The following is a 14,537-nucleotide window of genomic DNA, read 5'->3' on the forward strand; positions in this document are numbered from 1 at the left end:
CGCCGCCCACGGGGCACGGAAAGCCCCGTCAGCGGTCGTGTACGTCACGCCCCGGCGACCGATCCGCCGGGAATACCCCACGGTCGGGGTGGTGGCCGTTCTGCCGCTCCTCCAGGTCCCTGACGAGGTCCTGGAGCTCGGAGCGGATCCAGTCCCGCGTGGCGACCTCGCCGAGGCCGATGCGCAGGGCGGCGATCTCCCGGGTCAGGTACTCGGTGTCGGCGATCGACCGCTCGTTCTGCTTGCGGTCCTGCTCCAGGTTGACCCGGTCCCGGTCGTCCTGCCGGTTCTGCGCGAGCAGGATCAGCGGGGCGGCGTAGGAAGCCTGGAGCGACAGCATCAGCGTCAGGAAGATGAAGGGGTACTCGTCGAAGCGCAGGCCGCTCGGCGCGGACACGTTCCACACCACCCACAGGATGATGACGACCGTCATCCAGACGATGAACCGCCCGGTGCCCAGGAAGCGCGCGACGCGCTCCGACAGCCGGCCGAAGGACTCCGGGTCCCACTCGGGCAGCAGCCTGCGGCGCGGCGGACGCGGCTGGTCGAGACGGGCCCGGGCCCGGGAGGACGCGGTGGCCCCCGACGCCGCGCGCTCCCGGGTCGTCGTCTCGCGCTCAGGCACCATCGGCGCCCACCTCCCCCGCCGTCGTCCCCGTCGTCTCCTCCAGGTGGTACTCGGTCTCCCGCCAGTCGTCGGGCAGCATGTGGTCCAGTACGTCGTCCACGGTGACCGCGCCGAGCAGCGCCCCCGAGTCGTCGACGACGGGCGCCGCGACCATGTCGTACGCGGCGAAGAACCCGGCGACCACGGGCAGCGCGGCGTCCGGCTCCAGCGGTTGCAGGTCGTCGTCGAGGATCGAGCCGACCAGCGTGTACGGGGGGTCGCGCAGCAGGCGCTGGAAGTGCACGGTGCCCAGGTACTTGCCGGTCGGGGTCTCCTCCGGCGGGCGGCAGACGTAGACCTGGGCGGCGTGCGCCGGGGACAGGTCGGGGTTGCGGATGCGGGCCAGGGCGTCGGCGACGGTCGCGTCCGGCCGCAGCACGATCGGCTCGGTCGTCATCAGACCGCCGGCCGTGTGCTCCTCGTACGCCATCAGGCGCCGCATGTCGGCCGCGTCGTCGGGCTGCATCAGGCTCAGCAGCCGTTCCTTGTCCGCCTCGGGCAGCTCGCCGAGCAGGTCGGCGGCGTCGTCGGGGTCCATCGCCTCCAGGACGTCCGCGGCGCGCTCCTCCTTGAGCTTGCCGAGGATCTCGATCTGGTCGTCCTCCGGCAGCTCCTCCAGCACGTCGGCCAGGCGGTCGTCGTCGAGGGCGGCGGCGACCTCGGCGCGGCGCTTGGCGGACAGGTGGTGCAGGACGTTGGCGAGGTCGGCGGGGCGCAGCTGCTCGAAGGTGGCCAGCAGGTTCTCGGCGCCCTGCCCCTGCTCCTCGACGGAGAAGCCGGAGACGCCGGACCACTCCACGGTCAGCGTCTCGCCCTTGTTGCGGCGGAAGGCGCCGCCCTTCCGGCCCTTGCGGACGAAGACCTTGTCGATCTCCCAGTCCCGGCGGGCGGGCAACTGCTGCACCGACAGGTCGAGGACCGTGACCTCCTCGCCCGTCTCGGTGAGCGTGACCCGCCGGTCGAGCAGCTCGCCGAAGACGAGGCGTTCGGTGGGCCGCTGCTCGAACCGCCGGACGTTGAGGACGCCGGTGGTGATCACCTGGCCGGACTCGATGCCGGTGACCCGGGTCATGGGCAGGAAGATCCGGCGGCGGGTGGTGAGTTCGACGACCAGTCCGAGGACGCGCGGAGGTTTGCGGCCGACACGGAGCATGACGACCAGATCGCGGACGCGCCCCACCTGGTCACCGGCCGGGTCGAAGACGGCGATGCCGGAGAGGTGGGAGACGAAGATCCGGGGGGCGCCCGCTGCCATGGCCGCGGCTCCTTTCCTCACGCTTCGCAGAGCCGGGCGAGTGTGCGTGAAGGTCGAGTGAGAGTGCGTGAAAGCTGATTCGTACGGTGTCTCTTTTCCGAATTGCCCGCTCGCACGCGCTTCAGGCTAGCCCGTCCCGATCGGCCTCGCCCTGGCGGCCGGTCCGGACGGACTGGCTCCGTTCGGTCCGCACGGCCCCGGTACGCTGCGGCCTGGCCCGGTCGGCGCGATGCCGACGTCCGTCGGCCCCGTGTCAGCCCTGTCAGAAAGGCAGTCCCACCTGTGTCTGTGACTCCCCGGCGCCGAATCCGCAGGGCCGCCTGGCTGGGCGCGGTGTGCGCCCTGGCAGTGACGGGAGCCGGGCTGACGGGATGCAGCAGCGAGGACCCCGACGCGGGCACCAACGGCCTCGGGAAGCTCCCGGCCGACAAGATCCAGGCGAAGGCCGGTACGGCCGCCAAGACCGCCGACACGGTGCGTCTGCACGGCACGGTGGACGCCGGTGGTAACACGTACACCCTCGACATGCGGCTGAAGGCCGACGGAGGGACCGGGTCGGTCGCCGCCGAGGGGACCACGTTCGGACTGCTGCGCGTCGGCGAGCAGCTCTTCCTCAAGGCGGACGCCGGGTTCTGGAGCCACGACGACGGTGACGCCAAGGCGGCCGACAAGCTCGCCGGCAAGTACGTGAAGGTGCCGCAGAGCGACCCCGTGTACAAGAAGTTCAGCGGCTTCACGGACAAGGACGTCCTCCTCGGCGGTCTGCTGACCCTGCACGGCACGGTGAAGACGGACGGCCGCCACGAGCAGGCCGGCGTGCGCACCATCCGGATCACCGGCGACGACGGCGCGGGCGGCTCGCTGGACGTCTCCCTGGAGGGCACCCCGTACCCGCTGCGCCTGGTGCGGGCGGGCAGCGCGGGCACGATCGGCTTCTCGGACTGGAACAAGGACTTCGCGCTGGAGCAGCCGGCGAAGGACGACACCCTGGACTACGGCAAACAGCTGCCGTCCTCCTGAGGGAGGCGTCCCGGGGCCGTCAGCGCACGTCAGCGCCGTTTGCGGCGCTTCAGCAGCAGACGCGGCAGCCCCGCCGGCACCGGCTGCCGGGTCGTCGCCGGGCTCGGCAGCGGTGCCTCGGCCAGCGAGGCGTCGGGCAGCGGCGCCGTGCTCCCCGTCGGCTCCAGGCGCAGCACCCGGCACTCACGGGCCCAGCGGTCGGTCATGGCCTCGCCGTCCGGGGCGTTCAGCCGCTTGCCCTTGAGGTCGCCGACCGCCGCCTGCCACGCCTCGGAACCGGACGGCAACTCGACGACACGCGCGGCCCAGGAGACCAGCCGGCCGCCCTTGTCCTTGCTGCGCACCGTCACCTCGGCCGCGACCCCGTCGGCAAGACCCGGCAGCGGCTGCTCGCCCGGCCCGTCGCCGACGACGCAGGCCGCGCCCTCGTGCCAGACGTGCCACAGCGCCCGGGCGGGCACCCCGGGGCCCTTGACCCAGACGAGGCCGGACTTCTTGGTGGCCTCCTCGACGAGGGCCTGGTCGAGCAGCTCGCTTGTCATGCGGTCAGCCTATCCAGGGGCCCCGGGCGGGTTCAGAGCCAGCCGTTGCGCTTGAGGGTGCGGTGGATGCCCAGACAGAGCGCGACCGTGACGGACAGGACCAGCGGGTAGCCGAACTTCCAGTGCGTCTCCGGCATGTAGTCGAAGTTCATGCCGTACACGCCGCACACCATCGTCGGTACGGCGATGATCGCGGCCCACGAGGTGATCTTGCGCATGTCCTCGTTCTGCGCGACGGACGCCTGGGCCAGGTTGGCCTGGAGGATGGAGTTCAGCAGTTCGTCGAAGCCGATCACCTGCTCCTGCACCCGGGCCACGTGGTCGGCGACGTCCCGGAAGTACTTCTGGATCTCCGGGTCGATCAGCCGCATCGGCCGCTCGCTGAGCAGCTGCATGGGACGCAGCAGCGGCGCCACCGCCCGCTTGAACTCCAGCACCTCGCGCTTGAGCTGGTAGATCCGTCCGGCGTCCGTACCGCGCGGGGAGCCCTTGCGGCCCGGCGAGAACACCTCCGTCTCGACCTCGTCGATGTCGTCCTGCACCGCGTCGGCGACCGCGATGTAGCCGTCGACGACGTGGTCGGCGATGGCGTGCAGCACCGCCGAGGGGCCCTTGAGCAGCAGCTCCGGGTCCTCCTGGAGGCGGCGGCGCAGCGCACGCAGCGAGCCCTGCCCGCCGTGCCGGACGGTGATGAAGAAGTCCCGCCCGGTGAAGCACATGACCTCGCCGGTCTCGACGACCTCGCTGTTGGCGGTGAGCTGGTCGTGGTCGACGTAGTGGACGGTCTTGAAGACCGTGAACAGGGAGTCGTCGTAGCGCTCCAGCTTGGGCCGCTGGTGGGCCTGGACCGCGTCCTCCACGGCCAGCGGGTGCAGCCCGAACTCCCGGGCGATACCGGCGAACTCGTCCTCGGTGGGCTCGTGCAGGCCGATCCACACGAACCCGCCGTCGCGGCGCACCTGGCGCATCGCCGTGTGCGGGGTCAGCGGCACGTCCGTCTCGACGCGGGTGCCGTTGCGGTAGACGGCGCAGTCGACGACGGCGGAGGCCGTCGCCGGGTCACGGGTGGTGTCGTAGGCGCCGCCGTCCTTGCGCAGAGAGACGCGGGACGGGCGGACCGCGGCGCGCAGGTCACGGATCATCGACATGGCAGGCTCCTTCGCGGCGGGCAGCGAACGAGGCCGGAGACGGGTGGAACCACCCGGAATGAGGACGTCCAGACCACGCGTGCTCGGCGCGTCCACAAAGCGGGGGGCACCGCACCGTCGCGGTGGCCGACTTCGCTGCAGATTCAGCTGCTGATCCGGACCGACGGCCGGGTCAGGCAAAACGAGACGAAGTGCTCTTCCTTGCGAGGGCGCGCGTACGGACAGCGGCGACGGGAAGAAAGCCGGTGCGGCTGCGTCAGCGGCCGGAAGAGCGGGTGGTACTGCACGGTCGACTTCGGTCCATGCCAGCCCCACCTCCTCCGGCCGGTCCCTCGTGAGGGACGATCCATTCCCCTTGTTTGGAGGGGTTCCCCGTAGGGGAGTGTTCACAGAGTCGGGGACTTGATCGCGACGCTCTGCGTGCTGCCCCGAACCGCTGGGCCAGAGTACCAGTCACCCGACGTGTCAAGGCGCCGCTTTGCCTCTTCACGACGAGTTCTATGCTCGCCGCATGGCTGATGTTCTTCCTCTGGTCGAGGCCCGGTTGCACAGCGCGCTGGGTGAGCCGGACGCGCGCGCGGCGGTCACCTTCCTCGGCACCGACCGCATCGAGGTGCTGCGTTTCCCCGCCGCCGGCCAGGAGGGCGACGTCGTCCGCTACGCCACCCTCGGCATGTCGGCCCAGCCCATGGCGGACCCCACGGCCGCGCTCGCCGACCCGGTCAAGGGCCCCCGGGCCGAGCTGGTGCTCTCCGTGCGCTCCGGGCCGGCCGACACCGACAAGGTGCTGCGCCCGCTCGCCGTACTGGCCGCGTCCCCGCAGGTCGAGGGCGTGATCGTGGCGCCCGGCGCATCGCTGGACGTCGGTGAGCCGCTGTGGCCCGGGGCCCCGTTCACCTCGGTCCTGGTCGCCGAGCCGGGGGGCCTGGTCGAGGACCTGGAGCTGGACGCCCCGCTGGACCCCGTGCGGTTCCTGCCGCTGCTGCCGATGACGCCGAACGAGGCCGCCTGGAAGCGCGTGCACGGAGCGCCCGCCCTCCAGGAGCGCTGGCTGAACCACGGAACGGACCTGCGTGATCCTTCGCGCAGGTCCGTTCCCCTGGACTGACCCGACCGGGTGACGTAACTCACCGGAGCGTCCCGCCCGTTGGCGAGGCCGGTCAGTCGGCGAACACCGCGACCGAGTCCTCGGCCGCGTGCTTCGGCTCCAGCTCCTCGGCCTCGTGCGTGAGCGCCCGGCGCCGTACGAAGACCACGACCGCGCCGAGCAGGGCGGTCACCGCCGCCACCACGAACGGGATGTGGACGTCGGTCCACTCCTCGATCTTCGGCGCGAAGAAGGGCGCGGCCGCCGCGGCGAACCAGCGCACGAAGTTGTAGCCCGCGCTCGCCACCGGACGCGGCGCGTCCGAGACCCCGAGGGCCAGCTCGGTGTAGACGGTGTTGTTCACGCCGATGAACGCGCCGGACAGGATCGTGCAGACGATCGCCGCGGTGTGGTTGCCGTACCCCAGGACCAGGACGTCAACCGCGAGCAGGACCAGCGAGCCGCCGAGCACCTTGAGCGAGCCGAAGCGCCGCTGCATGCCCGGCGCCACCAGGACCGAGAAGACGGCGAGCAGCACGCCCCACGCGAAGAACACGGCGCCGGACTTGTACGGCGTCATGTTCAGCACGAAGGGCGTGAAGGCCAGCACGGTGAAGAACGTGTAGTTGTAGAAGAACGCCGAGACCGCGGCGGAGGCGAGGCCGCCGTGGCCCAGCGCCCTGATCGGGTCGAGCAGCGAGGTCTTGCGGGCCGGCTTCGGCTGCTCCTTCAGGAACACCGTGATGCACAGGAAGCCGATCGCCATCAGGAAGGCCGTGCCGAAGAACGGGTAGCGCCAGCTGGCGTCGCCGAGCAGTGCGCCCAGCAGCGGGCCGCAGGCCATGCCCAGGCCGAGGGCGGACTCGTAGAGCAGGATCGCGGCGGCGCTGCCGCCGGCCGCCGCGCCGACGATCACCGCGAGGGCCGTCGAGACGAAGAGCGCGTTGCCCAGGCCCCAGCCGGCCCGGTAGCCGACGAGCTGGCCGACGGTGTCGGAGGTGCCGGCGAGGCCCGCGAAGACCACGACGAAGGCCAGGCCGAGCAGCAGGGTCTTGCGGCCGCCGATGCGGCTGGAGACGAAGCCGGTGACCAGCATGGCCAGGGCGGTGATGAGGAAGTACGAGGTGAACAGGAGCGAGACCTGCCCGGCGCTCGCGTCCAGGCCCTTGGCGATGGACGGGAGGATCGGGTCCACGAGCCCGATGCCCATGAAGGCCACGACGGACGCGCCCGCGGTCGCCCACACGGCCTTGGGCTGCCGCAGGATGCCGCCCGCACCCGCGTCGAAGGGATCCATGCTTGCTCTCCAATGCCGACGAGACGATGCCGAATGGTTGGTGTATACACATAGTAAGTTAGCTCTGCTAATTAATGCAACATGCACCTAGTTCTGCGGATGGGTGATCGTCCTTGACGTGGGGGAGCGAGGGTAGGACCGTGGGGCTCTATGAGGGGCGAACCCAGTTGCCCGAAGTGTGGTGGCCGGGTCAGGGCTCCCGGCCTCTTCGCCGATTCCTGGCAGTGCGACCTGCACGGCACCGTGCACCCGGTCCAGCCCGTGATACCGCCCAGCGTCGAGGCGCTCGGCGTCGTGGTGCACCGCACGCAGGTGCCGTTGTGGATGCCCTGGCCGCTGCCGGTCGGCTGGCTCTTCACCGGCGTGGCCTGCGCGGGCGACGACCGCACCGGGGGCCGCGCGACCGCCGTCGCCTGTTCCGGGCCGGGCCCGCTCGGGGGCATCGGTGAGCTGATCCTGGTCGCCGAGGAACTCGGCGTCGGCCTCGGCGCGCGGTACGCGGGCCTCGACGGCCCGGACCCCGGACCGTACCTGGACGTCGAGAAGCCGCCCCAGGTCAAGGTCCTGGCCGCGGGCCGCCCCACCCCCCTCTGGCACGTCTCCGGGGGTCCCGTCGACCGCGCCGTCTTCGCCGGGGAGGCCCTCGGCATGTGGCTGTGGGCCGTGGTGTGGCCCGAGCGGTCCGGGCTGCTGATGTACGAGGAGCTGGTGCTGACCGACCTGCGGGACGCCGGTGCCGAGGTGGACCTGGTGCCGTGCGGGGCGCTGTCGCCGCGGCTGATCGAGCCGACGGCGCCGTAGCGCCGCCGGGGGGCGGGCGGGGCGGCGGGCCGTACTCGTGGGCGCGCAGGGCGGGTAGAGGGGGCGTGGAGCGCGCGTAGGAGCTGGGGGAGCGTAGGGGGCGCAGGGGCGCTGCGGGTGTGACGGCCGGGGGCCGAGTTCCGGTTATCCTTGAGCGTCCCCTTCCGTCCCGTCACCGCTTGGAGTCAGCGTCGTGCGCATCGATCTGCACACCCACTCCACCGCGTCCGACGGCACGGACACCCCGGCCCAGCTGGTGCGCAAGGCCGCCGCGACCGGACTCGACGTCGTCGCGCTGACCGACCACGACACCACCCGCGGCCACGCCGAGGCCGTCGCCGCGCTGCCCGACGGGCTCACCCTCGTCACCGGCGCCGAGCTCTCCTGCCGCCTCGACGGCGTCAGCATGCACATGCTGGCCTACCTCTTCGACCCCGAGGAGCCCGCCCTGCTCGCCGAGCGCGAGCTGGTCCGGGACGACCGGGTGCCGCGGGCCCGGGCCATGGTCGCCAAGCTGAGCGAACTGGGCGTGCCCGTCACCTGGGAGCAGGTCGCCAAGATCGCCGGTGGCGGCTCGGTCGGCCGGCCGCACGTGGCCACCGCCCTCGTGGAACTGGGCGTCGTCCCGACCGTGAACGACGCCTTCACCCAGGACTGGCTGGCCGACGGCGGCCGGGCCCACGTGGAGAAGCACGAGACCGACCCCTTCGAGGCGCTCCGGCTGATCAAGGGGGCGGGCGGGGTCGCCGTGTTCGCCCACCCGGCCGCCGCCAAGCGCGGCCGCACGGTGTCCGAGGCCGCGATCGCCGACCTGGCGGCCGCCGGACTCGACGGCATCGAGGTCGACCACATGGACCACGACGCGCCGACGCGGGCACGGCTGCGCGGGACGGCGAAGGAGCTGGGGCTCCTGGTGACCGGCTCCAGCGACTACCACGGCAGCCGGAAGACCTGCGTGCTCGGCGAGTACACGACCGACCCCGAGGTGTACGGGGAGATCACGCGACGTGCGTTCGGGGCGTTTCCCGTGCCGGGGGCCGGCGGGGCCTGAGCCTCACCTCCCGCACGACCCCCTTCCACCCTTCCCACTCCTCCGCAAGGCCAGTAGCTCACCCATGTTCGACGTCGCCGTCTTCGGCTCCCTCTTCCTGACCCTTTTTGTCATCATGGATCCCCCCGGGATCACCCCGATCTTCCTCGCGCTCACCTCCGGTCGCCCCGGCAAGGTGCAGAAGCGGATGGCCCTCCAGGCGGTCTGCGTCGCCGGTGGTGTGATCACGGTGTTCGGTCTGCTCGGGCACCAGATCCTCGACTACCTGCACGTCTCCGTGCCCGCCCTGATGATCGCGGGCGGGCTGCTGCTCCTGCTGATCGCCCTCGACCTGCTCACCGGCAAGACGGACGAGCCCAAGCAGACCAAGGACGTCAACGTCGCCCTCGTACCGCTGGGCATGCCGCTGCTCGCCGGGCCCGGCGCGATCGTGTCGGTCATCCTGGCCGTGCAGAAGGCGGACAGCGTGACCACGCAGGTCTCGGTGTGGGCGGCGATCCTCGCCATCCACGTGGTGCTGTGGCTGGTGATGCGGTACTCGCTGCTGATCATCCGGGTCATCAAGGACGGCGGTGTGGTCCTGGTGACCCGCCTCGCCGGCATGATGCTCTCCGCGATCGCCGTGCAGCAGATCATCAACGGCGTCACCCAGGTGATCCAGGGCGCGTGAGCGCACAGCGACAGGGCCCCCGCACGGTGTTCCGTACGGGGGCCCTGAGCATGTGCAAACGGTCCGCGTTACAAGGCCGAGGTGTCGGCGGGGCGGATCCACAGGCGCTGCCCGATGGCGGCGGCCTGCTGAACGATGCGGTTCACGGAGGCGGCGTCCACGACAGTCGTGTCCACGGGGGTCCCGTCGACGTCGTCGAGTCGCATGACTTCAAAGCGCATGGCCTCTCCCTTGATCTGGTCATCCTCCTGAGGAGAACTACTGGTGTGGCTCCTGGGTCGTCGGTGCCCGGGCTTCCGTAGTGGTCAACGGGATGCCCTCTGCAAACATTCCCTACGCTAAGGAAATTTTTCGCACGACTAATTACTGACAAGTAAGTCGCTTGTTACCGCGCGATAGGTGTCTCGTACAAGACTGACCGGGACCGGTTGTGTTCGTAGCGTGACCGCCGGGACAATGGAGGCGATGAACGACGACCTCGCGCCCCTGAACGCTCGTATCGATCGCACGAACGAGCTGCTCCAGCGCATGCTCGCCGAGGTGGCGAAGACCCCCTCCACCCACGCGATCTTCGTCGACGCCGGCTACCTGTACGCGGCGGCGGGGCGACTGGTGGCCGGGACCGAGGACCGCCGGGCCTTCGACCTGGACGCCGAGGGGCTCATCGAGGCCCTCATCGACAAGGCCCGCACCATCTTCGCGGACAGCCGCCTGCTGCGCGTGTACTGGTACGACGGCGCCCGCCGCCGCATCCACACCGCCGAGCAGCAGACCGTCGCCGAGCTGCCGGACGTCAAGGTGCGCCTGGGCAACCTCAACGCCAACAACCAGCAGAAGGGCGTCGACTCCCTCATCCGCACCGACCTGGAGTCCCTCGCCCGGCACCGCGCCATCAGCGACGCGGCCCTGCTCGGCGGCGACGAGGACCTCGTGTCGGCGGTCGAGGCCGCCCAGGGGTACGGCGCCCGCGTCCACCTGTGGGGCATCGAGTCCCCCGAGGGCCGCAACCAGGCCGAGCCGCTGCTCTGGGAGGTCGACAGCCAGCGCACCCTCGACCTCGACTTCTTCAAGCCGTACGTCTCCCGGCGCACGGCCGCCGCCGTCGAGGCGACGGGCCTCACCCGCCCCGCCCGGGAGGACGTCCGCTTCGTGGGCGCGCAGATCGCGGCGAAATGGCTGGCGGCCCGCGGCCGCGAGTCCCTGGTCGAGCTGCTCCCCGGCCACCCCTACCTCCCCGGCTCCGTGGACCAGGACCTGCTGGTGGAGGCCGAGGGACTGCTGCAGTACTCGCTGCGCGGCCAGGCCGACCTGCGCCGGGCGCTGCGGGACGGCTTCTGGGAGCACCTGCGGGCGCAGTACTAGGGCCTGTCCGGCGGGGCGGGTCGCAGGAGAGCCACCGCGGCCTCAGCGCACGTACGGCCGGGGTGGCACGGGGTGGTCGTCCCAGAAGTCGGCGAGGGCGCGGGCGGTCGGCAGCGGCTGGTCGGTGTTGGGGGAGTGCTCGGCGCCCGCGACGACCGTCCGGCGCGCGTCCAGCCGCAGGGCCATCTCGTCCAGGAGGGGCACCGGCCAGGTGTCGTCGTAGGCGCCCGACAGCACGTGGAACGGCAGCGGCACGGCGGCCAGCTCGGCGACACGGTCCGGCTCGGTGCACAACTGGCGTCCCGTGGCGAGCAGTTGCGCCGGCCTGGTGCCCAGCCAGCGCTCACGCAGCCGTTCCGGATCCTCCGGGCCGTGGGCGGGGGCCGGGGCGCCCACCTCCTCCGGCGGTCCCATGGCCTGCATCACCTTCCAGACCTCCGCCATCGTCATCGTGTCCAGCGCGTCCCGCAGCAGCTTCACCCGCTGCCGCTGCGACTCGGAGATCCGCGCCGGGCCCGAGGACATCAGGGTGAGGGACAGGAACGGGGCGGGGTCGAGCAGGACGGCGGCCCGGGCGATCTGGCCGCCCAGGGAGTGCCCGACGAGGTGCACGCGCGTCCCGAGGGCGGCGGCCTGCGCGAGCACGTCCCGGGCCAGTTCGGCCCGCGCGTACCCGGCCTCGTCGTGCTCGGGACCGTCCGACTCGTACTGCCCCCGTCCGTCCACGGCGACCGTGCGGTAGCCGCGCGCCCCGAGCGGCCGGTGCAGCAGCGTGAAGTCCTCCTTGCTCCCCGTGAAGCCGGGCAGCATCATCACCACACCCCTCGGCGCGACCCCGGCGGCCACGGGCGAGTCGACGACGGCGAACTCGCCGCGCGCGGTACGCAGCCGGTACGCGCGGGCGTCCGGGGGCGGGCTGAAGGCGGCGTTCCTGCTCACGGGCAGAGGCTATCGGGCGATGCGCACGGCAGTGACGACGCCCAACGCCGTCGGCCCGGTCCCGCGTGGGTCGCGGGACCGGGCCGACGGTGTGGGACGAGCGGCGCGGATCAGCTCTCGCCGGCGTCCGCGGGCTGCGCGGCGGCGGCCGTCTTGCGGGTGCGGCGCGCCTTCGGCTTCGCCTCCGCCGTGTCGGCTTCCGTCGCGGGTGCCTCGACGGCAGCCGCGGCCTTACGGGTCCGGCGCCGCGGCGCAGCCTCCGGCTCCTGCGAGGCCTGAGCCGGAATCTCGGCGGCGGCCTCGACGGCCGCGGCCGTCTTGCGGGTGCGGCGGGCCTTGGGCTTCGCCTCCGCGGCCTCGGCGGTGTCCGCGGCGGCTTCCGCCTTGGCGGCGGCCGTCTTGCGGGTGCGTCGCGGCTTGGCCTCGGTCTCGGCGTCCGGAGCCTCTACGACAGGCTCGGCGGCCTTGCGGGTGCGGCGGGCCTTGGGCTTTGCCTCCGCGGCCTCGGCGGTGTCGGCCGCGGCTTCCGCCTTGGCAGTGGCCGTCTTGGTGGCGGCCGTCTTCCGGGTGCGGCGGGGCTTGGCCTCGGCCGCTTCCGGAGCCTGTTCCGGCTGCGCCGGAATGCCGGCCGCGGCCTCGGTGACCTCGGTCGGTTCGGCGGCCTTGCGGGTGCGGCGGGCCTTGGGCTTCGCCTCCGCGGCCTCGGCGGTGTCGGCCGCGGCCTCTGCCTTGGCGGCGGCCGTCTTGGTGGCGGCCGTCTTGCGGGTGCGGCGGGGCTTGGCCTCGGCCTCGGCGTCCGGAGCCTCTACGACAGGCTCGGCCGCCTTGCGGGTCCGGCGGCGCGGCTTGGCCTCGGCCGGCTCGGACGCGGGCTCGGCCGCTCCCTCGGCCGTGTCGACCGTCGCCTCGGCGGCCGTGGCCTTGCGGGTGCGGCGGCGCGGCTTCTCGGCGGGAGCCTCGACAGCCGGGGCCTCGACGACGGCCGGAGCCACGATCGACTCCTCGGTGGCCGTCGCCGTCGGAGCGGTCTCCAGCGGGGCGGCCGGGGCCTCGGCCGACTTGCGGGTGCGGCGGCGGCGCGGCTTCGCCGGGGCCTCCGCGGCCTCCGGAGCCGGTGCGACCTCCGTGGTCTCCACCGTCTCGACGACCGTCGCCCCGGAAGGCGCGAGCGCGGTGTCCTCGGCGGCCCGTGTCACGGGGGCGTCGGGCGTCGCGGCGGTCTCCGGGCGGCGCGACGGCTCACCGTTGCGCGTACGGCGCCGGCGGCGCAGCGTGCGGGGACCCGTGACGCTGTCGGTGCCCGCGTCGGCGGCGCTGTCCGCACCACCGGTCACGGCCTCGGCCGCGGGGGCCACAGAGGCCTCCGCGTCCACCGGCGCACCGCCGCGCATCCGACGGCGGCGACGCGGCGTCGTACGGGACGAACGGTCGCGCTCGCGCTCGCGGTCGCCGGAACGCGAGTCGTCGCGCCCACCCCGGCCACCCCGGTCGCCACGCCCGCGGCCACCGCGGCCGCCCGGCTCGCCCAGGTCCTCGAGCTCCTCCGCGTCCAGCCCGGCGCGGGTGCGCTCCGAGCGGGGCAGGACGCCCTTGGTGCCCTCGGCGATGCCGAGGTCGGTGTACAGGTGCGGGGAGGTGGAGTACGTCTCCGGCGGGTCGTTGAAGCCCAGGTCCAGCGCCTTGTTGATCAGCTGCCAGCGCGGGATGTCGTCCCAGTCGACCAGCGTGATCGCCGTACCCTTCGCGCCCGCGCGGCCGGTGCGGCCGATGCGGTGCAGGTACGTCTTCTCCTCTTCCGGCGACTGGTAGTTGATGACGTGCGTCACGCCCTCGACGTCGATGCCGCGCGCGGCCACGTCGGTGCAGACGAGCACGTCCACCTTGCCGTTGCGGAAGGCACGCAGGGCCTGCTCGCGGGCGCCCTGGCCGAGGTCGCCGTGGACCGCGCCGGAGGCGAAGCCGCGCTGCTTGAGCTGGTCGGCCAGGTCGGCCGCCGTGCGCTTGGTGCGGCAGAAGACCATGGCCAGTCCACGGCCCTCGGCCTGCAGTATGCGCGCCACCATCTCGGGCTTGTCCATGTTGTGCGCGCGGTAGATGAACTGCTTCGTGTTCGCGACCGTCGCGCCCTCGTCGTCCGGCGAGGTGGCGCGGATGTGCGTGGGCTGCGACATGTAGCGCCGGGCCAGCCCGATGACCGCGCCCGGCATGGTGGCCGAGAACAGCATGGTCTGGCGCCGGGCCGGCAGCATGTTGATGATCTTCTCGACGTCGGGCAGGAAGCCCAGGTCGAGCATCTCGTCGGCTTCGTCGAGGACCAGGCACTTGACGTGCTTCAGGCTCAGCTTCTTCTGGCCCGCCAGATCCAGCAGGCGGCCCGGGGTGCCGACGATCACGTCGACGCCCTGCTTCAGGGCCTCCACCTGCGGCTCGTAGGCACGGCCGCCGTAGATCGCGAGGACGCGTACGTTGCGGACCTTGCCGGCGGTCAGGAGGTCGTTGGTGACCTGCTGGCACAGCTCGCGGGTCGGGACGACGACGAGGGCCTGCGGCGCGTCGGTGAGGGACTCGGGCGCCGCGCGCCCCGCCTCGACGTCGGCGGGGACGGTGACGCGCTCGAGGAGCGGAAGGCCGAAGCCCAGCGTCTTGCCGGTGCCGGTCTTGGCCTGGCCGATCACGTCCGTGCCCGAGAGGGCCACGG

At 72.4% G+C, this 14,537-nt stretch carries 14 protein-coding genes; 6 read left to right on the forward strand and 8 right to left on the reverse strand.

From position 1 onward, the window contains the following. Window positions 1-28: 28 nt before the first annotated feature. Together ACZ7MF_RS05325 and ACZ7MF_RS05330 are read right to left on the reverse strand one after the other, a co-directional pair. The gene (locus tag ACZ7MF_RS05325; protein ID WP_471474626.1) at window positions 29-628 is read right to left on the reverse strand and encodes a DUF1003 domain-containing protein; all 600 of its coding nucleotides are present in this window, start codon (window positions 626-628) and stop codon (window positions 29-31) included. After that, window positions 618-1,922: a magnesium transporter MgtE N-terminal domain-containing protein gene (locus ACZ7MF_RS05330; protein ID WP_356856537.1), complete on the reverse strand. Its 1,305-nt coding sequence runs from the start codon at window positions 1,920-1,922 to the stop codon at window positions 618-620. The genes ACZ7MF_RS05325 and ACZ7MF_RS05330 overlap by 11 nt, the downstream gene beginning before the upstream one ends. A gap of 282 nt (window positions 1,923-2,204) precedes the next feature. Between ACZ7MF_RS05330 and ACZ7MF_RS05335 the strand changes: the two genes are divergently transcribed. Further along, window positions 2,205-2,942: a hypothetical protein gene (locus tag ACZ7MF_RS05335; RefSeq protein WP_471474627.1), complete on the forward strand. Its 738-nt coding sequence runs from the start codon at window positions 2,205-2,207 to the stop codon at window positions 2,940-2,942. 29 nt (window positions 2,943-2,971) lie between these two features. Here ACZ7MF_RS05335 and ACZ7MF_RS05340 read toward each other — a convergent pair whose 3' ends face one another. Then, a complete protein-coding gene (locus ACZ7MF_RS05340) occupies window positions 2,972-3,484 on the reverse strand; it encodes a hypothetical protein (RefSeq protein ID WP_471474628.1) in 513 nt (170 codons plus the stop codon). A 32-nt stretch (window positions 3,485-3,516) separates the two neighbouring features. Then, window positions 3,517-4,632, reverse strand: coding sequence for a magnesium and cobalt transport protein CorA (locus ACZ7MF_RS05345; RefSeq protein WP_471474629.1), 1,116 nt, complete (start codon window positions 4,630-4,632; stop codon window positions 3,517-3,519). 511 nt (window positions 4,633-5,143) lie between these two features. Between ACZ7MF_RS05345 and ACZ7MF_RS05350 the strand changes: the two genes are divergently transcribed. Beyond that, complete coding sequence (locus tag ACZ7MF_RS05350; protein WP_471474631.1) at window positions 5,144-5,740, forward strand: suppressor of fused domain protein; 597 nt, start codon at window positions 5,144-5,146, stop codon at window positions 5,738-5,740. Window positions 5,741-5,792: 52 nt separating this feature from the next. Here the strand turns inward: ACZ7MF_RS05350 and ACZ7MF_RS05355 are convergent, their stop codons facing one another. Then, a complete protein-coding gene (locus ACZ7MF_RS05355; RefSeq protein WP_471474632.1) occupies window positions 5,793-7,016 on the reverse strand; it encodes an MFS transporter in 1,224 nt (407 codons plus the stop codon). A 150-nt stretch (window positions 7,017-7,166) separates the two neighbouring features. On the opposite strand from ACZ7MF_RS05355, the gene ACZ7MF_RS05360 reads away from it, so the two are divergent. The 3 genes from ACZ7MF_RS05360 to ACZ7MF_RS05370 all read left to right on the forward strand — a co-directional run bounded on the left by ACZ7MF_RS05360 (window position 7,167) and on the right by ACZ7MF_RS05370 (window position 9,538). Next, window positions 7,167-7,817 carry a DUF6758 family protein gene (locus ACZ7MF_RS05360; protein ID WP_471474634.1) on the forward strand — a complete coding sequence of 217 codons (651 nt, stop codon included), beginning with the start codon at window positions 7,167-7,169 and terminating at the stop codon, window positions 7,815-7,817. Between the two features lie 193 nt (window positions 7,818-8,010). Beyond that, window positions 8,011-8,868 (forward strand): PHP domain-containing protein, encoded by an 858-nt coding sequence (locus tag ACZ7MF_RS05365; protein WP_471474635.1) that lies wholly within the window; start codon window positions 8,011-8,013, stop codon window positions 8,866-8,868. A 64-nt stretch (window positions 8,869-8,932) separates the two neighbouring features. Then, window positions 8,933-9,538: a MarC family protein gene (locus ACZ7MF_RS05370; protein WP_003973815.1), complete on the forward strand. Its 606-nt coding sequence runs from the start codon at window positions 8,933-8,935 to the stop codon at window positions 9,536-9,538. Between the two features lie 68 nt (window positions 9,539-9,606). Here the strand turns inward: ACZ7MF_RS05370 and ACZ7MF_RS05375 are convergent, their stop codons facing one another. After that, on the reverse strand, window positions 9,607-9,759 hold the full coding sequence (locus ACZ7MF_RS05375) for a hypothetical protein (RefSeq protein WP_007444413.1): 153 nt from the start codon (window positions 9,757-9,759) through the stop codon (window positions 9,607-9,609). A 244-nt stretch (window positions 9,760-10,003) separates the two neighbouring features. Between ACZ7MF_RS05375 and ACZ7MF_RS05380 the strand changes: the two genes are divergently transcribed. Further along, the gene (locus ACZ7MF_RS05380) at window positions 10,004-10,900 is read left to right on the forward strand and encodes an NYN domain-containing protein (protein ID WP_471474636.1); all 897 of its coding nucleotides are present in this window, start codon (window positions 10,004-10,006) and stop codon (window positions 10,898-10,900) included. Window positions 10,901-10,942: 42 nt separating this feature from the next. On the opposite strand, the gene ACZ7MF_RS05385 is transcribed toward ACZ7MF_RS05380, so the two are convergent. Together ACZ7MF_RS05385 and ACZ7MF_RS05390 are read right to left on the reverse strand one after the other, a co-directional pair. After that, complete coding sequence (locus ACZ7MF_RS05385) at window positions 10,943-11,839, reverse strand: alpha/beta fold hydrolase (RefSeq protein WP_471474638.1); 897 nt, start codon at window positions 11,837-11,839, stop codon at window positions 10,943-10,945. Between the two features lie 110 nt (window positions 11,840-11,949). Further along, a complete protein-coding gene (locus ACZ7MF_RS05390; protein ID WP_471474639.1) occupies window positions 11,950-14,535 on the reverse strand; it encodes a DEAD/DEAH box helicase in 2,586 nt (861 codons plus the stop codon). Between the last annotated feature and the right edge of the window lie 2 nt (window positions 14,536-14,537).

The sequence above is a fragment of the Streptomyces sp. NPDC111628 genome, from assembly GCF_055635195.1.